Source organism: Gordonia sp. SL306, from assembly GCF_026625785.1.
GTDB lineage: Bacteria > Actinomycetota > Actinomycetes > Mycobacteriales > Mycobacteriaceae > Gordonia.
In genome coordinates this window covers 808,744-827,617 of sequence record NZ_CP113063.1, presented here as the reverse complement: position 1 = coordinate 827,617, position 18,874 = coordinate 808,744, and the positions used below count along the sequence as shown (strand labels likewise).

The window sequence follows — 18,874 nt, the reverse complement described above, 5'->3', positions numbered from 1 at the left end:
TGAACTCTATCGTTCGTTCATTGCTCGCGACGTCTGTGATCACGCACTCCGCAGGACCGCGGCGCTCTCCGCGGCGATGAGATCGCCGATGTGCCGGGTCATCCGGCCTGCGTCGGGCTCGAGTCCGGTGAACAGACGCAGGGCATCGACCGCCTGATGGACGGCCATGCCGTCGCCTGTCAGCGTGCGGGCACCGGCGGCCCGAGCGTTCGCGATCAGCTCGGTGACCACCGGGCGGTACACCACTTCGGCGACCCAGAGGTCGGGACGGAGCAGCCCGGCGGGAACCGCTGTGCCGGGGTGATCCGCCATGCCGATCGGTGTGGCATGCACCAGCCCATCGGCCGCGGCGATCCAGACCTCGGCGTCCTCGGTGCCGCCCGCGGTGAGGTCGGTGGCCGGGAACAATGGCTGCAGCGAGGCGGCGAGGGACCGCGCGCGCTGCGGATCGGCGTCGACGAGGTGGAATCGCCGCACCGAACGCGTCAGCATCGCGTAGGCCACCGCCGCACCGGCGCCGCCTGCACCGAGTTGCACGACGGTCGATCGCGGCACCGGGGCCTCGCTGTCGTCGCCGAAGCCGAGGTCGAAGTTCCGCGCGAATCCCGACCAATCCGTGTTGTGCCCAATGCGTCGGCCGTCGTCGAACACCACCGTGTTCACCGCACCCAGTCGCTCGGCGCCCGGGGACAGCGCATCGAGATGTGCAAGGACACGCTGCTTGAACGGGTGGGTGACGTTGAGTCCCCGCAGTCCCACCTCCTGGGCCCGGTCCAGCAGCCGACCGAGGTCCGTCGTCGCCGACTCCGAGGTCGGGACGTCGAGCACGAGATAGGTGTAATCCAGGCCGGCCATGGCCGCCTCACGTTCGTGCATCGGCGGGGTCAGTGACCGCGAGATCCCCTGCCCGACCAGAGCGCAGACCATCGCCCCATCATTGATTCGCCTTGCGGCGGTGTCGAATTCAGACTGGAACATGGGTCTCTCTCGTGGTCGGGTGGGGATCTCGATACGCCCCTCGCTACGCTCCGGGCTACTCGATCGGCGGGTGGGTGGTGTCGCGACGTTCGGGGCCACTCGTTCCGGGTGGCTGCTCAGGCCGAGGCGCCGTTGAGGACGCGGCGCTCGTCGGTCGATGCCCCCGGACGGGAGACCTTCTCGCCGAGCTTCATCGTGTCGGTCTTGTGCGTCTCCACCGCCGTCGATGCCGCCGCAGCGGCGATCAGGGCGCAGGCGGCCACGACGATCGCGACCGGTACCCAGCCCATACGTCCGTCGCCGAGGATGGCGGCGGCGATCAACGGGAGGAAGCCGCTGCTCATGAACCCGATCTGAGTGCCGATCGCGACGCCGGAGTAGCGGACCTGTGCGGGGAACATCTCCGCGTAGAAGGACGGCCAGATCGCGTTGGCGGCGGCGTAGACCAGGGACTGGATGACGAGGGTGGAAAACAGGATCACCCAGAACGAACCGGTGGTGAGCAGGAACAGATACGGGAAGGCCAGGAGCGCGCAGCCGACCGAGCCGCCGATGAAGATCGGCTTGCGGCCGATGCGGTCGGAGGCCAGCCCCCACAGGGGCTGCGTGAACAGCATCGTCAGGTTCGCGACGACGCTGACGATCAGCATCGAGCTCTTGGAGACCTCGAAGTCGTCGGTGGCGTACTTGAGGGCGAACGTCGAGAACAGTGTGCTCATGGTCGAGATCAGCGCACAGGCGATGACGCGGAGCAGTGGACGCCAGTGGTTGTGCAGCAGGTTGAACAGCGGGATCTGGGAGACGCCGTCGGCATCCTCGAGGGCCTCGAACACGGGGGTCTCGGGCATCGTGCGACGGATCAGGTAGGCGACGATCATCACGACTGCGCTGAACAGGAAGGGAATGCGCCAGCCCCAGCTCAGGAGGGCGTCTTCGGGCAGGGCGGCCACCGGGATGAATGCGAGGGTGCCGACCAGGAGCCCGGCCTGCGTGCCGTTCAGCGTCCAGCTCGCGTAGAACGCGCGCTTGCCCGAGTCGGAGTGCTCCACGGTCAGCGAACTCGCGCCGGACTGCTCGCCTGCGGCCGATAGGCCCTGAAGGAGGCGGAGGGTGACGAGGGCGATCGGGGCGGCCATGCCGATGGTGTCGTAGTCGGGAAGGCAGCCGATCAGGAATGTGGCCGAGCCCATCAGCAGAAGGGTGAACACCAAGACCCGCTGCCGGCCGATCCGGTCACCGAAGTGGCCGAGGATCACCGCGCCGACAGGACGGGCGACGTAGGCGACACCGAAGGTGGCGAAGGCTGCGAGGGTTCCTGCGCCGGAGCTGAACTCGGGGAAGAAGATCTTGTTGAACACCAATGCTGATGCGGTGCCGAAGATGAAGAAGTCGTAGTACTCGACCAGGCTGCCCATGAAGCTGGCCAGCGCGGCCTTACGCGGCGCGGGCGCCGGCAGGTCGTGATGGGTGGTGGTCATCGGTCCTCCAGGTGTGGTGGGCGCCACCACGCAGGCGGCGTGTGACTGAGACTACAAAGCTAGTTCGACGACGTCAAGACAACTAACCAGATAGTTCATAAAAACTCCATTTGCACAGGTGAAGACGCTAGATCATCTGAGGAAGATGATTGCCGATGGACGGTCTAATGAACTGTTTGGTACATTCAGATGCGTAGTGTCCCACGTCACTCACGGAGGTTGACGATGACCACAGCCACCAGGCCGACCCAGCAGGCAGTTCCCGATCGGGGGGATCTGCTGCCGCGCACGTCCATTGCCACGGTGTGCTTGTCGGGCACCCTCGACGAGAAGCTCGACGCCGCGGCGGCCGCCGGGTTCGACGGCGTGGAGATCTTCGAGCCCGACCTCGTCGCGTCGCCCCTGTCGCCGCGCCGGATCGCCTCCGCCGCCGCCGACCGCGGGCTCTCCATCGACCTCTACCAGCCGTTCCGCGACCTCGACAGCGCCGACGACGGACGATTCGCGCGAAATCTGATCCGGCTCGAGCGAAAGTTCGACCTGATGGACGAGTTGGGATGCGATCTGCTGCTGGTCTGTTCCTCGCCGTTGCCGGGGGCCGTCGCCGACGACGCCCGACTCGTTGCGCAACTCGGCACGGCCGCCGAGGTCGCCCGACGTCGGGGCAAGCGGCTGGCGTACGAAGCGCTGGCCTGGGGGACCCATGTGAACGACTACCGCCACGCCGCACGGTTGGTCGCCGCGGTGGACGACCCGGTTCTCGGGAACTGTCTCGACAGCTTCCACATCCTGTCCCGGGGCGACGATCCCGCCGGGATCGCGGAGATGGACGCGGATTCGATCTTCTTCTTACAGCTCGCGGATGCCCCGGCGATGCGGATGGACCTTCTGCAGTGGAGCCGCCATCACCGATGCCTGCCCGGTCAGGGCAACTTCGACCTCGCCGCCTTCATCCGGGCCGTGCAGTCGAGCGGTTATCGCGGGCCGTGGTCGCTGGAGGTGTTCAGCGATCTCTTCCGGCACGCGGATGCCGGCCGAACCGCGCGCGACGCCCATCGTTCGTTGCGGTATCTGGCGGAGATCGCTGACGAGACAGGTGCGGGCCCGATTGCCGGGGCAGGTGTCGATGCCGTACCAGCCGTCGGAGTCGTCGGCGAGCCGCCGCTCGGCCCCGCCGCAGCCGGCGACATCGTCTCGGTTCGGGTGGCAGCCGGTCCTGTGCTGGCGTCGCGGATCGCGGAGTGCTTGTCGCACATCGGATTCGATCTTCAGGGCGTCGACAGCGTCACCGGACTACGGCTGTATCGTGACGCCGACATCGCGGTCGTCGTCGATGCGACCGCCGGCACCGTGTGGACGGCTCCGGGGGTGCCCGCCGACATGCCGACGATCGCGCAGATCGGCCTTCGCAGTGACAATCCGGCCGCGTGGGAGCAACGTGCCGCCGATTTCGATGTCGCCGTCGCGCCGGTTCCCGCACCGGGCACGGTGACCCCGGTGTCCGGCGACGAGGTGGTGCGACTCGATGTGACGGAGACCCTGGCCATCGACTTGCGTGCCGTCGCCTCCGCCTCGGAATGGCAGGAGCGGTTCGACCTCGTGCCGCGTCGTGCCGAGCCGCCCTCGAAACTCTTCACCGGGGTCGACCATGTCGGACTGGGGATCCCCACCGCCGACTGGGAAGGGGCGATGCTGCTGCTGCGTTCGGTGTTCGGCATGCGAGTGGATGACGGTCTCGACATCCCGGATGCCGTGGGCACCATGCGGAGTCAGGCATTGACGCTGCCCACCTCGACGGGCTCGGCGGTCCGCATCGTCGCGTCGATGGTGCCAACCCAGCTCGATGGCCACGGCCCCCTGCGTCGTCCCGGCGGTCTCACGCATGCTGCGTTCGCCTGCGACGACATCTTCGACACTGCGCGACGATGTCGCGCCCGCGGGCTACGCGCATTACCCATCCCCGACAACTACTATGACGATCTGATCGCGCGATTCGACTTGTCCGACGCGATGATCGAACAGATGCGTACCTTCGATGTCCTCTACGACGCCGATGGCGACGGCGGCGAGTTCTTTCATTTCTTCACGCCGACGATCGGCGAGGACCTGTTCTTCGAGATCGTCTGCCGCCGCAGCGGTTACCGCGGATACGGTGAGGTGAACTCGCCGGCCCGGGTCGCCGCCGAGCTGCACCGCCGAGCCATCGATCCCACGGTGGCGGCGTCCGGATCAGGGTCGTAGCGGCAGACCGTTCTTGTCGCGCACGCTCCCGGTGAGCATCATGATCCCGTCGACCAGGGCCCAGATGCCAACGCCCAGGAGAACGAGGAACCCGATGAAGAAGATCGCGGTGATCCAACCGATGACAGTGAGCCCGAGCTGGATTCCACCGGTCTGATTGTCGCCGAGATAGAACCGCCCCACGCCGAAGCTGCCGAGAAAGATCTGCAACAGTCCCGCGACCACCTTGGACTTGTCCGAGAACGGCAGTCCGGTGACGGGATCACGCCCGTAGGGCGCCCATGGATCCATGCCCGGGTACCCGGCGCCGTAGGCGCCATAGGGTTGCGCGCCCGGTAGGGAGGCGTACGGGTTCCCCTGCGGGTACGGATCGCCGGGATGCGGGGTTCCCTGGGAATAGGGGTCATACGGACGGCCGTAGGCGGCGTGCGACCAGCGGTCCTGGTCGCGACGGGGATCGTTCGGGGGTTGTCCCGGGTAGGTCATCGGCACATCATCGCATGAGGACCGCGACCCGTGAATCATTCGTGTGACCGGTCGTCAGGTGGCGCTGCGCTCGTCCTCGATCGCTTCGAGTACGGCCTCGACCGTCTCGTCGTCGCCGGCGAACGCGCCCCGTTGTTGTCCCTCGGAGAGCAGTTGACGCCAGTTGGCGGGATCGAACACCACCGCCTCGTTCTGCTCGATGAAATCGATGACGACCTTGGTGAACCGTTCCGGATCGGTGTGGAACGGGAAATGCCCGCAGCCGGAAAAGGTCTCGAGCTCGGAGTGCGGAATAGCCGAGTGCGCGAGCTGTGCGTGGTGGTAGGGGATGACCGGGTCCTCGTCGCCCCAGATGAGCAGCACCGGAAGACGTTCGGTGAGATAGCTCCGGTCCATCATCGTGACCACCTGGCCACGCCAGTCCACCACTGCGCGCAGGGTACGGAGGAACGCCGCCGACGCCGTCGGATCGGCGAGGTCGCCCAGTACCCGCACCAGATCCTCATGGTCGTTGAGGAGCCGCCGCAACGACATCGACGGGACGCCCGGCACCGCGGGCGCGGCAGCGAGGGTCCGTGCCGCCGTGCGTAGCGTGGGGAGCACGCCGGGTACCCGGAGCACGGTGAGGATCTCGTGTGCCACGGGCATCGAGACGAGGCGTAGCGCGGGATTGACGTCACGCGTCACGCCGCCGGCGGCCACCAGCACCAGTCGCTCGACGAAACGCGGGAACTGGTAGCAGAACTGCATGGCCACGCCGCCGCCGAGGGAGTGGCCCACGACGGTGACCTTGGGGTGGCCGAGGACCACGAGCAGGTCGCGCATCCCGTTGGCGAAGGCAGGCACCGAGTAGTCGGCGCGCGGCTTCTCCGACTTGCCGTGTCCGAGGAGGTCGGGCGCGATCACCGTGTAGTGCTGCGCCAGGGTCGGTATCACGTCGTCCCAGGTCGACGAGTTGTCGCCGATGCCGTGGATCAGCAACAGCGCCGGTCCACTGCCTGCGATGCGGTAGGCGCGGCGATATCCGTGAATCGTGTGGTACTCGACGCGGATCTGGGTGTCACTCACCGGCCGGAGCGCGGGCCCTTTTCCGGTGTTGGTGCGGGTGCGGGTCCGCGAGCCCGTGGCGGGCTGGTGCGTGGAACCGGACACGGGGCCTCCTCGTCTTCACATCGGTGTGATCGCTTGTTCCGTCCGGCGGTGGGAGTGAATCGACAACGACCGCCGGGCGTCGTTACCCATGAGTAAACCCCACGTTGGCACAATCTGCGCGGGATGTTGCATCGAGTTAACCTCGGGCCGTCGAACACCGGATCCGACGGCCCGGATCGCGCGGCGGGGCGGCGGTTCTCCGTAGGCTGAAGGCGATGAACCCGTTCGACATCGACACCTTCCTCGCGACCGGCGGACTGATCGGTCTGTGCATCCTGATCTTCGTCGAGACCGGCCTGCTGATCGGATTCGTGTTTCCGGGCGACTCGGTGCTGTTCACGGCGGGGGTGTTTGCGGCGCAACCCGATCCGTTCGCGCCGCTGTGGTTGCTGTGCGTCGCCGTGCCGCTGGCGGCGATCCTCGGCGACCAACTCGGTTACCTGATCGGTCGGCGTCTCGGCTCGGGTGTCGTCGAGGGCCGCCTGATGCGCTGGATCGGTCCGGAGCCGCTGGAGCGAACCCATCGCTACTTCGACCGGTTCGGAGCTCTGACGGTGTTCTTCGCGCGCTTCGTCGGGATCATCCGCACCCTCACGCCGGTGGTCGCGGGCTTCACCGGGATGCCCTATCGGATCTTCACCGTTTTCAGCGTCCTCGGCAGCGTCGTGTGGGCGGCCGGGATCATCCTCCTCGGCTACTTCCTCGGACAGGTGGCGATCATCCGGGACAACATCGAGCTGTTCATCATCGCCTCGGTGCTGACCGTGGTGATCCCCACCGCGATCCACCTCGGTCGCCGCTGGCATCGGTCCCGAGGTGCGGTCGGTGAGGACCCGCCGACCTGAGGCTCGGGGGTCCTACGGGTAGAAGGGCTCGTCGCGCTCCGACGACACCGATGCGAAGTCGTCGGCGATGGTGGCCGCCAGTTCTGCGAAGGCGCGTCGCGTCTGTTTGCTCACCAGATCGAGGTCCACGTCGGCGCCCTCGGACAGATGGTCGTCGAACGGGACCTGATGCACAGCGCGGCACCGGGTCAGGAAGTGCTGACCCAGTTGGTCGGTGTCGATCGTGGATGCGCCCGGGCGCGACGAACTCAGCACCACGACGGCGCGTGAGGCCAGGTGGCCGTAGCCGTGCGCCTCGAGCCAGTCGAGGGTGGCGCCCGCGCTGCGCGCGCCGTCCATCGCCGGTGAACTGACCAGGATGATCGAGTTGGCCATGTCCAGCACACCGTTCATCGCCGAATGGCTCAGGCCGGTGCCGCAATCGGTGATGATGATGTTGTAGAAGCGCTGGAGGATTCGCATGACGCCGCGATACTCCTCATCGCTGAACGCTTCCGCCATCGCCGGATCACGTTCGGAAGCAAGGACTTCCAGGCGACTCGGCGACTGGGACGTGTGTGCGCGGACGTCGGAGTACCGGTAGACGTTGGGGTCTGCGAGCAGATCGCGGACCGTGGAGCGGGTCTGCTGCGGGATCCGCTGGGCCAGCGTCCCGAGGTCGGGGTTGGCGTCGACGGCGATGACACGGTCGCCACGCAACGACGCGAACGTCGAACCCAATCCCACCGTGGTGGTGGTCTTGCCGACGCCTCCCTTGAGCGACAGCACGGCGATCCGATAGTCACCGCGAACGGGCCGATTGACCCGGTCGAGAAGGTGTTTGTATTCGATGTCCGCAGGTGACTCGCCGGGGTTGATCGCGCCTGCCGACATCGTGTGCACGGCACGGCGCCACCCGCGGCTCGGCGCCCGGCGGGCCTTGCGGATCAGGGCGACCTCGTCGAGTCCGGGGCCGGCCTGCGGGTCGCCGTATCCGGGAGCACCCATCGGCGGACCGCCGAACGGGCCGCCGTACGGCGCGCCCGGTCCGAACGGGGGTGCGGGCACGGGGCCGGGCCCGCCCGGGGGCATCTGCGGTGGATGGTTCTGCTGAGGGGGTGCCGGCGGCGGGTACTGCGCGGCCTGCTGCGGCGGCACGCCCCGGGGTGGCAGCCCGGGTGTCGGCATCCCACCGGCCGGTCGCTGCTGTCCGGCACCGTCGGCTTGTGGTGAGCCGCCCTCGAGGGTCGCGCGCCCGGTGGACTGCTCCGGTTGTCCGACACCGGGATCGGCGGCCGCCTGATGACCGGACCGCGGATCCCGATGATCCGCTTGTGTCGGGCCTGCGGGCACTTCCCGGCGGATCGGCTCCGCCGGAGACGGATACGCCGACTGTTCGTGAGGTGCGGGTCCGGGCGCCGCGGGTGGCTCGGGTTCGGCGAACTGGAGCCACGGCGGGGGCGCCGGCACGCCGGAATTGTCCACACTCCCGGAGTCGTCGTACGTCATGCGGAATGGTCCCCCTGTAGATCGTTTGATGGAGTGCACGCCATCGTTGCAGGAGTCTACCGAAGATCGAATTCGCCACCGAACTCCCGGGGACCCGTGACGGGGCCCTGACCAGCCACATTCGTCGGTGCGTTGCGATCACAACCGCTCAGACGCAACCGTTCAGATGACTCCGTGCTCGGTGAGTTCGGACATCGCGTCGTCATCGAGACCGAGGAGTCCGCGATAGATCTCGTCGTTGTGCGCGCCCGGCCTCGGCGGACCGGCAGAACGCACTCGACCGGGACTCTCGGAGAGTCTCGGCACGATGCCGGGGCCCAGCACGTCACGTCCCAGACGCTCGTCGTGATGCGGCACCAGCATGTCGCGGGCCAGCATCTGTGGGTCACGCACCACCTCGGCGATCGTGTTCACGGGGCCGACGACGACACCCGCCGTTCCGAGGATCTCGATCAGCTCGGCGCTGGTGTGCGCGCCGGCCCAGTCGGCGATGATCGCGTCGAGTTCGTCCTGGTTGACTCCGCGAGCCCGGTGGTCGGCGAATCGCGGATCCGTCGCGAGGTCGGTCCGGCCCATGGCGTCGCAGAGCCTGCGGAAGACGGTGTCCTGATTCGCCGCGATCACGACGCGCAGCCCGTCGGCGGCCTGATAGAGGTTGGACGGTGCGATGCCGTCGAGACGAGTCCCGGACGGGCCTCGAACGACGCCTGCGAGGTCGTAGTCGGCGATCGTCGACTCCTGCACGGCGAGACAGGCCTCGGTGAGAGCGGTGTCCACGACCTGCCCTCTGCCGGTCACCGTCCGCCGGTAGACGGCGGCCAGCGCACCCTGCGCGGCGAACATGCCTGCGAGCGTGTCGCCGAGCGACAAGGCCAGCCGTGGCGGGGCCTCGCCCGGGTAACCGTTCAGGTAGCGCAGACCGCTCTCGGCCTCCGCGACCGATGCGTACCCGGCTCGGCTCGCCGCCGGTCCGGTCTGTCCGTACCCGGACACCCGGACCAGGATGATCCCGGGGTTGCGGTCTGAGAGCACGTCGTAGCCGAGGTCCCATCGCTCGAGGGTGCCGGGGCGGAAGTTCTCCACCACGATGTCGGCATGGTCGATGAGGTCGAGGAAGACCTCGCGGCCCGCTGCCGCCCTGAGGTCGAGGGTGATGACTTTCTTGTTGCGCGCGTGGACCGTCCAATAGACCCGCTCGCCGTCCTGCTCGGCCTGTCCCCAGGTCCGGATCGGATCGGGGGAGCCCGGGGCCTCGATCTTGATCACCTCGGCGCCCATGTCGCCGAGGAGGCGTCCGGCAAACGGGCCCGCGATGAGAGTGCCCAGTTCGAGGACGCGGAGACCGTCGAGTGCACCCAGGGGAGGAACGTCGGTGTTCGTCACCCTGACAGCATCGCCGATCGCGATGCGAGGAGGGCGTGCGGGGGACGGTTGATCCCCGTCGGATGGCGCGCCTGGCAAAACCCGGCGCCCCACGGTCGTTCGAACAGAGGGAAACCCGGATGTTGTGTGGATGGTCGGCGACTGCTATGGCAGGATCGTCCGACGACGACCGGAACACATCTGTGCGCTCCGGTCGTCGTGGTGCAGACACCCACATGGCGTGTGCGCGGTCGATCGGGGGATCCGGAAAAGTTCGTCGGCTCGGGGAACCGATCGAGGCCGGGTCGCGTCCAAGTGTCATGAAGGGGGGTACATCGCCATGAGATCTTTTGATGGCGGCGCCGGGTCCGCTCACGCGGGGGCGTCCATGACGGGACGATCGGCGGACGGGAACGATGTCGATGCGGCGCACGCGCTGTCGTCGGCACGCTCGCGCTCCGGCACTGTCTCGGTGGTCACCACGCCGCAGGGACTGCCGGTGTCGGTGCGGATCGACAACTCGGCCCTGTCGAAGGAGCCTGCGGTCCTCGCCGGCGAGATTCTCCGGCTCTGTCAGCAATCGGCGATGGCCGCCGGCATCCGCCTGCGCGAGCAGCTCGTCGCCTCCGGGGTCGCCCGTGACGTCGTGGACGCGATGAAACTGCCCAGGCCCGACGACCTCGCTCGAGCCGAACAGCTCGACGACCGTGACCACGATGCGCCGGCCTCTTGGCTGCGATCGGTCTGAGGGGAGCGACATGAGTTGGGCGATGGACGAGCTCGAGGCCCGGGCCAACGCGCAGTTGAACAGCATGTACGAGCTGAACGAGAAGTTCGCGGCGATCAGCGTGCGGGAGACGTCGGCCGACGATCTGGTGACCGTCGAGGTCGACGGCGTCGGCGCCCTGACCGGTCTGTGGCTGGCGCCGGGAGCCAACGAGGTCGGCGGGGCGCGCCTGGGTGAACTGATCGTCGGGACCGCCGCACTTGCGGCACAGCGCGCTTTCGCGAAGCGCGCGCTGATCACCGAGGAGTTCAACGAATCGTTCGCGGAACTGCTCGACTCCCGACCGGGGAGCGGATGACCCGTGCCGATGGCACGTGGTGGGGAACCAGATCGGTCGCGGATGCGTCTGATCGAGGAAGCAACGAGATGATCGGAACGTCCATGGACGTGAACGGGAGGGAACAGCGATGAGCGATGTGACGGTTGTGCCGGAGGTGGTCGAGGCCTTCGGTGCCACGAGTGCTGCCATGGCCACCGCGGTCGGCGCCGCCGGGTCGATCAACGCCGCGGCGAACACCGCCGTGATGGTCCCGGTGTTCGGACTCATCGGCCAGGAATTCCTGGCGTCGTTCATCGTGGCGCAGGCCAATCACCTGATGTCGGTCGGCAACCTCGCAGCCGTCCATGCCGGAACCGCCGCAGCGAGCTTCGCTGGTCTCGCCGAGTTCCAATCCGAGGATGCGGCAGCCGGTTCCGCGATCCGATCGGTCCTGTGACGGGCACGCCATTTCCCGGCCCGTTGCCGGCCGGGATTCCCGACGTACCTGCCATGTCGCACATGACGGTGCAGGAGATGATCAACGCGTCGCCGCTGGGGCCGATCCTGGACAAGTCGGTCGCCGACGTCCTGGCCGGTCACGGCCTGCCCACGTTGCCGGCGATGCCGCCACCGTCGGCTCCGCTCCCGGGACTGCCGTCGTTGCCGCCGATCAACCTCGACATCCTCATCAAACCGTTGACCGATCTGCTCGGCGGATTCGGCACCGGCGACCTCGGGGCCGGGGATTTCGATCCGTCGGCGATCTTCCAGAGCCTGTCGAAAGTGCTCGAGACGACGATGTCCATGACTTCCGGGGCGGTCAAGGCGCTCGACAAACTCTGGACCGGGACCGCGTCGACCGCAGCCGTCGGCAAATCGGCGATCGCGACCGGTGACACCGCAAACGTGACGACGCAGGGCACCGGGATGTCGTTCGACATCCAGGCCGCGGCGGGGATCGTCGGGGCGGGTCTCGCTGCGGTGCAGGCGATCATCGCGGCGACGATCGGCAAGATCTCCGCGACCATTCCGCTGATCATGACGCCGTTCGGGCAGGGGGCAGCGGTCGGATTCGCCACCGAGGGGCTCGCCGAGGCGACTGCGCAAGTCGCCCTCACCCGTGCGCAGCTGTTGGGACCCACCGCGAAGATGACGACGAACGGCGCACCGGTGCCGATCACCAACGCACCCGCACCCGCGAGCTCGGCGCAGTCGCCGTTCGCAGTCGCCAGCGCGGTCCTCGACGGCGCATCCCCGGCCGTGTCGTCGGCGTCCGAGCTGCCGTCGATGATCGCGTCACCGGTGAGCAGCATGTTGTCGAGCGCCAAGGTCGACCCGCTCACGTCCGCGAAGGGGGAGCCGGCCGCGGGCAAGGGCGGCGGTCCCGGCGGTGGGGGCGCCGGTGGCGGCGGTGGCGAGGGGCATGCAGGCGGCGGTGGCGGAATCGGCGCTGTCGGTGCCGCAGCGGCACCTCTGGCGCCGCGTCCGTTCACCAGCCCCGGCCTCGGGATGACCGAACCGGCCGGCTACAGCCCGCAGCAGGCCACCCGCGGGACCGTGACATCGACCAACGCGATGCCTGCGTCCATGGCGCCGATGGGGGCGGCGGGAACCGCTCGCGGCGCCGGTGCGTCCAATGAACAACACCAGGTGCCCGACTACCTGGTGACCGAGGACAACGGACAACAGGTGGTCGGCGAGGTACCCGACGTGGTTCCCGCCGTCCTCGGGCACGAGGAGGAGCCGGAGAGCCCGCCGTCGCCCGACATCGAGCTCCGGCTCGGACCGCCGCCGGGCGGTCCGACCACCGGGACGTGAGTCCCGGGCACCACAACCCGACCATTGACCAGCACACCGACCGGAACGAGGAGACATGACCGGCGAGATGACTGACGCGCAGCTCGATGTGGACCCGGCAGAACTCATCTCGGCGGCCGGGCGTCTCGACGGGCTCGCCGACCGGCTCGAGCAGTCACTGGGAGCGTCCGCGCCTGCGCTGACCGTGCACGCCGCCGGCCGGGACGAGGTGTCCGAGACCTCGGCCAGGAGCTTCAACGCGGTGGCCGAGACCTTCGCCACGGACTCCGCCCGCGGGGTCGAGGAACTCCGCAAGATCGCTGCGGTGCTGCGCGCTCAGGCGACCGGGTACCGGGCGGGCGACGACGACGCCGCATCCGCGATCCGGAGCGCGAACGCCTGACGCCAGGGCCGATGCAGATCTGGCCATCCGATCCGCCGATCGACGAGAGGAGAGTGAGTTGACCGGCTTCACCGGAGTCATCTGGGACGCACGTCCCACCGAGAAGCTCGCCTTCGACCTCGGCGACGGCCCCGGCCCCGGGCCCCTGACGGATGCCGGCCTCGCCTGGGCCACGGTGTCCGCCGAGTTGGCGTCCGCGGCCACGGAGTACGGCTCGATCCTGGCCGCGCTCGGGCTGAACTGGCGATCACCGCACACCAGTGCGGCATTCGAGAAGCTGACGCGACTCGCACCCTGGTTCGCCGAGACGGCCGCCGCGGCCGGTCGGAATGCCGGGCGTGCGGAAGGTCAGGCGGCGGCAGTGACGGTGGCCCGCCTGACCATGCCGAACATCGTCGAGGTCGACGTCGCCGAGAAGGCGATGCACGCGGCCACGGTCGTCAGTGCGCTCGCACCGGCCCTCCTGGGTGCTGCTGCACACGCCGAGCGTGCGCTGCACGACCAGAAATTGCGGGCCGCGCGCGTGATGGAGACCTACGAGGCCGCCACCGAATCTGTGGCGCGCCCGTGGACCGACTCCCGGCCTGCTCCTGATCTCGTGTCCGCGGGTCCGCTGGGGGCTGAGCGCGCCGCGCGGCAGGCGGCGGCGCGAGCGGCCGCTCACCCGGCGCCACCGACGGTGTCGGCGCCTGTCTCGATGGGCGGCATACCGATGGGCGGCGTCGCGCCGCCGCCGCCGGAGAAGACCGGCTATGCGCCGACGATCCTCGCCGGTGGAGCCGGTGCTGGCACGCCCGTTCCGGCGACGAACTCACCGTCCGCGGCGCCGGCGTCGAACACCCCGATGGGGCCGATGGCCCCGCACACGGCACCGGCCGCGACGGAACGTGCCGTCGCGCGCGGCCGGATGGGCCCGGAGCAGACCGACGAGACGCATGGTCCGTCGGCGTCGGCGGCCGACGAGCGGTCGTCGTCCACATGGGCAGAGCTCGCGGTCGCCGAACAACCTGTTGCGCACCATGTCTCGGATACCGGACTGAGACCACTCGACCCGCGATATCTCACCGAGACCCTCTCCCTCGACCAGCATCGGGGAGGCTGACATGCACGGTGTGACATCCCAGGAGCGGGTCGCGCTCGACGTGGACGTCCTCAGGCGACTCGGCGAACGTGCGGGTGTACAGACCTGGCCCGTCATCTTGGACCTGTGGGCTGCCCACTCGGATTCCGACGATCATGCGGCCGCCACCGTGGGTGCCGACCGGACGATAGGTGAACTCGGGCTCCTCGACGGCGGTGAACCGACGGGTTGGCTCGCCGCCGCACTGCGAGCGCTGTCGGCGCCCGAGCGTCAGCTCGAGATCCGGACCATGACGGGCAGGCCGGGGCAGGCCGACGGGATTCGGCGGATGTGCGTGGCGCGCAACGGGCACGACCATGTACTCGCTCGTCGTGAGGGATCACGCATCGAGCTCAGGCAGCTGGCGGTGTCCCACGAATCCGAGCTGGGGGCCGTCGTGGCTCGGGAGTTCGGCGAGGCGGACGGCGTCGGCATCGCCGGATTCAGCGCTCCCGCAGACGAACTGGCGGCGCGCCTCGTCGACTGTCGGAACTCGAATGACACCGCCGACGCGCTGCACGCGCTCGGCGCTCCGAGTTCCGATGCCATTGCGATGGCATCGGCGCTCATGAGCTGTCACGCCCGATCGGAGATCGTCGCGGTCTCCTGGTCCGGGGGTGCCGGCGCTCAATCTTCTGGTGCACTGGCGATTTTCGACACCGATCGGGGTCGGATCGTCGCCAGTCCCAGCAAGTCTCCGGACGGGCGGGTGTGGACCACCCTCTCCCCGGGCAGTGGGCATCGCATCGGTCAGGCCGTCGGCCTGCTGATCGAGACCTTGCCCGAGGGACGGTGGATGCCATGAACCGGGCGGGGGAATTGTCAGGGTATCTGTGTCACCGGCGCCGGGAGCACCGCGAGCGGGCCGCTCTATTCGGATACCAACGGGGCATCGCCGTGCGGTGCCGTAACACAGAAGGAGACACAACATGACCGAAGCAGGCGGCCACGGTGTGGTCAAAGTCGATCTCGGCGACGCGCACGCATCCGCGAAGGCGATCAGCCAGATCGTGAACGAGATGCAGGGAATCCTGCGATCGATCCAGGGCCACACCGAGAACGGCCAGGTCGGATGGAAGGGCACCGCGCAGGTCGCATTCGGCAACACCAGCAGTGACTGGCAGGGATCGGCGACCAAACTGCAGGCCATCCTCCAGGAGATCGAGAACAATCTGACCAGCGGCTTCAGCGGCTACGAGGATCTCGATCACAGTGTGGGACAGGCGATCACCGCGAGCATCGACGGTGGCCTGCGGATCTGATCCGGGCAGCGCACACCGTCGGCCACCCATCCAAACCATTCTCAAGGAGACATCATGACAGGCGCGATCAGTTACGACCACGGCAATCTCGGTGATCTGTCGGGCAACATCCACCAGCAGTTCAATGCCCTCGAGCAGCTCGCCGGCCAGCTCAAGCGACAGGTCCACCAGCTGCAGGGCAACTGGACATCACCCGACGCCGCCGCTCACTACCAGGACGCCCAGGCCCGGTGGGACACCCTGTTCGGTCAGGCGCGCGAGCAGCTCAGCGGACTGGGCCGAGGTGTGCAGAACGCCTCGGAGCGCATGGGCGAGACCGACAGGTCGATCGGCAACACCTTCAAGGGCACCTTCTGACCGGCGGATCACGTACAAGGGGCCACCGGCGCTCGGTGGCCCCTTGGTCATTCTCGAAGGGTTCATTTCTCGCTGGGTTCAGTTCTCGCCGAGCCCGACAAGTCGGTAGAGTCCGTCCGGGCCGTCTGAGCGTCGACAGTTGGGTGGTCGGCCGCGCGGACCAAGGAGAACAACGTGTCAGTCGAGGGCTCCAAGCGGGCGATCATCGCCGCGCTGCTGGCCAATGCCGGTATCGCCTTGGCGAAGTTCGTCGGATTCCTGATCACCGGGTCGTCGTCGATGCTCGCGGAGGCGGTGCACTCGGTCGCGGACACGTCGAACCAGGGGCTCCTCCTGCTGGGCCAGCAGCGCGCCGCGAAGAAGGCAGACCGGCTGCACCCCTTCGGGTATGGGCGCAGCCGCTACTTCTACTCCTTCGTCGTCGCCCTGGTGTTGTTCAGCCTGGGGTCGCTGTTCGCGATCTACGAGGGCATCCACAAGATCCAGCACGCCCACGACCACGACCTCGAATCGCCACTCGTGGCGGTCATCATCCTGCTGTTGGCGATCTGCCTCGAGGGATACAGTTTCACCACCGCCTACCGTGAATCAAAGCCGTTGAAGGGCAAGGCGAGCTGGTGGCGCTTCATTCGGAATTCACGTTCTCCCGAGTTGCCGGTGGTGCTGCTCGAAGACTCCGGCGCACTGATCGGCCTGGTGCTCGCGCTAGCCGGTGTCGGACTCACGATGCTGACCGGAGACGCGGTGTGGGACGGCGTCGGCACCCTGGGCATCGGTGTTCTCCTCGGTGTCATCGCCATCATCCTGATCGTGGAGATGAAAAGCCTGCTGATCGGCGAAGGGGCGACCGAGGACGAGGAACAGGCATTGCTGACGGCACTGGCCGCCGACGGCGTCGACCGAGTCATCCACATGAAGACCCAATACCTCGGGCCCGAGGAACTTCTCGTCGCCGCGAAGATCGCCATTCCGGCGGGCGCCGACGCCGTCACGGTCGCGCACACGATCGATGCGGCGGAGGTCCGGGTGCGTTCGGCGGTGCCGCAGGCGCGGGTCATCTATCTCGAACCTGACATCGACCGCGGCGCCGGAAACTGAGAACTACGGCCACCCCCGCACGTGACACGCGAACCGGCATTCGTGCCGCGCGTCCCATGACTGTGGGCTAGCGTAGGCAATCGCTTCACCAGACGTTCGCGACGATCGAGTCGGGCAGCGACCCTGTCCCGGCTCGGGTAACGGGAGGTCCATCGGATGGCCAATCCGCTCACCCGCAGGAAGTCCATCGAGCAGTCGATGGCCGACACGGATGAACCGGAGCACAGGCTCCGGAAGGATCTCTCCGCCTGGAACCTGGTCGTCTTCGGTGTGTCGGTGGTGATTGGTGCAGGCATCTTCACCATCACCGCCTCGATCGCCGGCGACAAAGCCGGTCCGGCCATCTCGGTGTCGTTCGTGATGGCGGCGATCGCCTGCGCGCTCGCCGCGCTCTGCTACGCCGAGTTCGCCTCGACGGTCCCGGTCGCCGGTTCGGCCTACACCTTCGGCTACGCGACGTTCGGCGAGTTCTTGGCGTGGATCCTCGGGTGGGATCTCATCCTCGAATTCGCGGTCGGCGCCGCGGTGGTGGCCAAGGGGTGGTCCAGCTACCTCGGCAGCGTGTTCGGGTTCGCCGGCGGCACCGTCGACATCGGGGGACACGACGTCGACTGGGGCGCGATGGCCATCATCGCCATCGTGACGACGTTGTTGGTCCTCGGGACCCGGTTGTCGTCGCAGGTGTCGGCGATCATCACCGCGATCAAGGTAGCCGTCGTCCTGATGGTGATCATCGTGGGCTTCTTCTACGTCAAGGCCGACAACTACACGCCGTTCGTGCCCCCGGCAGAGCACGGCGCCGGCACCGAGAAGTCCGTGGACTCCACCCTGTTCTCGCTCCTCACCGGTGGCGGCGACAGTTCCTACGGCTGGTACGGCGTGCTGGCCGCCGCGTCGATCGTGTTCTTCGCATTCATCGGTTTCGACGTCGTCGCGACCACCGCGGAGGAGACCAAGAACCCGAGAAAGGATGTCCCGCGCGGCATCCTCGGCTCGCTGGCCATCGTGACGGTGCTCTACGTTCTCGTCACGATCGTGGTGACCGGCATGGTCAGCTACAAGCAGCTCGCCACCACCGAGGACGGTGACGCGGCGAATCTTGCGGACGCCTTTGCGCTGAACGGGGTGACCTGGGCGGAGAAGGTCATCGCCATCGGAGCGCTCGCGGGCCTGACGACGGTCGTGATGGTGCTGATGCTCGGTCAGTCGCGCATTCTGTTCGCGATGTGCCGCGACGGCCTGCTGCCGCGTGCGATGTCCAAGACCCATCCTCGGTTCGGGACACCCGCCCGCCTGACGATCCTCATCGGTGTCGTGGTCGCCGTAGTCGCTGGGTTCTTCCCGATCGACAAGCTCGAGGAGATGGTGAACGTCGGTACTCTGTTCGCCTTCATCGTGGTGGCCGGCGGCGTGATGGTGCTGCGCCGGACCCGGCCAGACCTCGACCGGGGCTTCACCGTGCCGGGCGGTCCGGTGATCCCCGTACTGGCGATCCTCGCGTGTCTGTGGCTGATGCTGAACCTCTCGGCCCTCACCTGGATCCGGTTCGTCGTCTGGATGGTGATCGGTGTGGCCGTCTACTTCCTCTACGGCCAGCGCCATTCGATGGTCGGCAAACGGGAGCGCGGTGAGATCGCCGATCCGGTGGGATCGGAAGAAGGGCGATAGCGACCCCCGACACTCCTCGTCCGACCGGTCACGGCGGTAGGGTGGCAGCCCGCCGGACCGGGTCCGATAGCCTGAGTCGAACGCCTTCCGCAC

At 67.8% G+C, this 18,874-nt stretch carries 19 protein-coding genes; 13 read left to right on the top strand and 6 right to left on the bottom strand.

The features are described 5' to 3' along the window. Window positions 1–39: 39 nt before the first annotated feature. Both OVA31_RS03970 and OVA31_RS03965 read right to left on the bottom strand, forming a co-directional pair. The gene (locus tag OVA31_RS03970) at window positions 40–978 is read right to left on the bottom strand and encodes a shikimate dehydrogenase (protein ID WP_267629808.1); all 939 of its coding nucleotides are present in this window, start codon (window positions 976–978) and stop codon (window positions 40–42) included. Window positions 979–1,094: 116 nt separating this feature from the next. Further along, window positions 1,095–2,456 (bottom strand): MFS transporter, encoded by a 1,362-nt coding sequence (locus OVA31_RS03965; RefSeq protein WP_267629807.1) that lies wholly within the window; start codon window positions 2,454–2,456, stop codon window positions 1,095–1,097. A 225-nt stretch (window positions 2,457–2,681) separates the two neighbouring features. Here OVA31_RS03965 and OVA31_RS03960 point away from each other — a divergent pair, with 225 nt between their 5' ends. Continuing rightward, window positions 2,682–4,697, top strand: coding sequence for a sugar phosphate isomerase/epimerase and 4-hydroxyphenylpyruvate domain-containing protein (locus OVA31_RS03960; protein ID WP_267629806.1), 2,016 nt, complete (start codon window positions 2,682–2,684; stop codon window positions 4,695–4,697). Here OVA31_RS03960 and OVA31_RS03955 read toward each other — a convergent pair. Both OVA31_RS03955 and OVA31_RS03950 read right to left on the bottom strand, forming a co-directional pair. After that, window positions 4,686–5,183 (bottom strand): TM2 domain-containing protein, encoded by a 498-nt coding sequence (locus OVA31_RS03955; protein WP_267629805.1) that lies wholly within the window; start codon window positions 5,181–5,183, stop codon window positions 4,686–4,688. The genes OVA31_RS03960 and OVA31_RS03955 overlap by 12 nt on opposite strands. A 54-nt stretch (window positions 5,184–5,237) precedes the next feature. Beyond that, complete coding sequence (locus OVA31_RS03950) at window positions 5,238–6,251, bottom strand: alpha/beta fold hydrolase (protein ID WP_267631397.1); 1,014 nt, start codon at window positions 6,249–6,251, stop codon at window positions 5,238–5,240. Between the two features lie 299 nt (window positions 6,252–6,550). On the opposite strand from OVA31_RS03950, the gene OVA31_RS03945 reads away from it, so the two are divergent. Next, the gene (locus tag OVA31_RS03945) at window positions 6,551–7,180 is read left to right on the top strand and encodes a DedA family protein (RefSeq protein WP_267629804.1); all 630 of its coding nucleotides are present in this window, start codon (window positions 6,551–6,553) and stop codon (window positions 7,178–7,180) included. A gap of 12 nt (window positions 7,181–7,192) precedes the next feature. Here the strand turns inward: OVA31_RS03945 and OVA31_RS03940 are convergent, their stop codons facing one another. Continuing rightward, window positions 7,193–8,668, bottom strand: coding sequence for a MinD/ParA family ATP-binding protein (locus OVA31_RS03940; RefSeq protein WP_267629803.1), 1,476 nt, complete (start codon window positions 8,666–8,668; stop codon window positions 7,193–7,195). Window positions 8,669–8,830: 162 nt separating this feature from the next. Then, entirely contained in the window at window positions 8,831–10,051 is a 1,221-nt protein-coding gene (locus OVA31_RS03935; RefSeq protein ID WP_267629802.1) for a CaiB/BaiF CoA transferase family protein, read from the bottom strand. A 367-nt stretch (window positions 10,052–10,418) separates the two neighbouring features. On the opposite strand from OVA31_RS03935, the gene OVA31_RS03930 reads away from it, so the two are divergent. From OVA31_RS03930 to OVA31_RS03880, 11 genes are all read left to right on the top strand, one after another. Next, window positions 10,419–10,778: a hypothetical protein gene (locus OVA31_RS03930; protein WP_267629801.1), complete on the top strand. Its 360-nt coding sequence runs from the start codon at window positions 10,419–10,421 to the stop codon at window positions 10,776–10,778. 10 nt (window positions 10,779–10,788) lie between these two features. After that, complete coding sequence (locus OVA31_RS03925) at window positions 10,789–11,115, top strand: YbaB/EbfC family nucleoid-associated protein (protein ID WP_267629800.1); 327 nt, start codon at window positions 10,789–10,791, stop codon at window positions 11,113–11,115. A 109-nt stretch (window positions 11,116–11,224) separates the two neighbouring features. Beyond that, window positions 11,225–11,533, top strand: a complete 309-nt coding sequence (locus OVA31_RS03920) for a type VII secretion target (protein ID WP_267629799.1) — start codon at window positions 11,225–11,227, stop codon at window positions 11,531–11,533. A 53-nt stretch (window positions 11,534–11,586) separates the two neighbouring features. After that, entirely contained in the window at window positions 11,587–12,894 is a 1,308-nt protein-coding gene (locus tag OVA31_RS03915) for a hypothetical protein (protein WP_267631396.1), read from the top strand. A 67-nt stretch (window positions 12,895–12,961) separates the two neighbouring features. Next, window positions 12,962–13,276 carry a PE family protein gene (locus OVA31_RS03910; protein WP_267629798.1) on the top strand — a complete coding sequence of 105 codons (315 nt, stop codon included), beginning with the start codon at window positions 12,962–12,964 and terminating at the stop codon, window positions 13,274–13,276. Between the two features lie 58 nt (window positions 13,277–13,334). Then, window positions 13,335–14,378: a PPE domain-containing protein gene (locus OVA31_RS03905; protein WP_267629797.1), complete on the top strand. Its 1,044-nt coding sequence runs from the start codon at window positions 13,335–13,337 to the stop codon at window positions 14,376–14,378. A 1-nt stretch (window position 14,379) separates the two neighbouring features. Further along, entirely contained in the window at window positions 14,380–15,201 is an 822-nt protein-coding gene (locus OVA31_RS03900) for an ESX secretion-associated protein EspG (RefSeq protein WP_267629796.1), read from the top strand. Between the two features lie 124 nt (window positions 15,202–15,325). Next, window positions 15,326–15,658 (top strand): WXG100 family type VII secretion target, encoded by a 333-nt coding sequence (locus tag OVA31_RS03895; RefSeq protein ID WP_267629795.1) that lies wholly within the window; start codon window positions 15,326–15,328, stop codon window positions 15,656–15,658. A 54-nt stretch (window positions 15,659–15,712) separates the two neighbouring features. Beyond that, window positions 15,713–16,015 (top strand): WXG100 family type VII secretion target, encoded by a 303-nt coding sequence (locus tag OVA31_RS03890; RefSeq protein ID WP_267629794.1) that lies wholly within the window; start codon window positions 15,713–15,715, stop codon window positions 16,013–16,015. 174 nt (window positions 16,016–16,189) lie between these two features. Beyond that, window positions 16,190–17,113, top strand: coding sequence for a cation diffusion facilitator family transporter (locus tag OVA31_RS03885; protein ID WP_267629793.1), 924 nt, complete (start codon window positions 16,190–16,192; stop codon window positions 17,111–17,113). Window positions 17,114–17,269: 156 nt separating this feature from the next. Further along, window positions 17,270–18,781 (top strand): amino acid permease, encoded by a 1,512-nt coding sequence (locus tag OVA31_RS03880; protein WP_267629792.1) that lies wholly within the window; start codon window positions 17,270–17,272, stop codon window positions 18,779–18,781. Window positions 18,782–18,874 lie beyond the last annotated feature (93 nt).

Coding starts and splice junctions, on each gene's coding strand:
- OVA31_RS03970 (WP_267629808.1), bottom strand. CDS start 978: ATGTTCCAGTCTGAATTCGACACCGCCGCAAGGCGAATCAATGATGGG.
- OVA31_RS03965 (WP_267629807.1), bottom strand. CDS start 2,456: ATGACCACCACCCATCACGACCTGCCGGCGCCCGCGCCGCGTAAGGCC.
- OVA31_RS03960 (WP_267629806.1), top strand. CDS start 2,682: ATGACCACAGCCACCAGGCCGACCCAGCAGGCAGTTCCCGATCGGGGG.
- OVA31_RS03955 (WP_267629805.1), bottom strand. CDS start 5,183: ATGACCTACCCGGGACAACCCCCGAACGATCCCCGTCGCGACCAGGAC.
- OVA31_RS03945 (WP_267629804.1), top strand. CDS start 6,551: ATGAACCCGTTCGACATCGACACCTTCCTCGCGACCGGCGGACTGATC.
- OVA31_RS03940 (WP_267629803.1), bottom strand. CDS start 8,668: ATGACGTACGACGACTCCGGGAGTGTGGACAATTCCGGCGTGCCGGCG.
- OVA31_RS03930 (WP_267629801.1), top strand. CDS start 10,419: ATGACGGGACGATCGGCGGACGGGAACGATGTCGATGCGGCGCACGCG.
- OVA31_RS03925 (WP_267629800.1), top strand. CDS start 10,789: ATGAGTTGGGCGATGGACGAGCTCGAGGCCCGGGCCAACGCGCAGTTG.
- OVA31_RS03920 (WP_267629799.1), top strand. CDS start 11,225: ATGAGCGATGTGACGGTTGTGCCGGAGGTGGTCGAGGCCTTCGGTGCC.
- OVA31_RS03915 (WP_267631396.1), top strand. CDS start 11,587: ATGTCGCACATGACGGTGCAGGAGATGATCAACGCGTCGCCGCTGGGG.
- OVA31_RS03910 (WP_267629798.1), top strand. CDS start 12,962: ATGACTGACGCGCAGCTCGATGTGGACCCGGCAGAACTCATCTCGGCG.
- OVA31_RS03900 (WP_267629796.1), top strand. CDS start 14,380: ATGCACGGTGTGACATCCCAGGAGCGGGTCGCGCTCGACGTGGACGTC.
- OVA31_RS03895 (WP_267629795.1), top strand. CDS start 15,326: ATGACCGAAGCAGGCGGCCACGGTGTGGTCAAAGTCGATCTCGGCGAC.
- OVA31_RS03890 (WP_267629794.1), top strand. CDS start 15,713: ATGACAGGCGCGATCAGTTACGACCACGGCAATCTCGGTGATCTGTCG.
- OVA31_RS03880 (WP_267629792.1), top strand. CDS start 17,270: ATGGCCAATCCGCTCACCCGCAGGAAGTCCATCGAGCAGTCGATGGCC.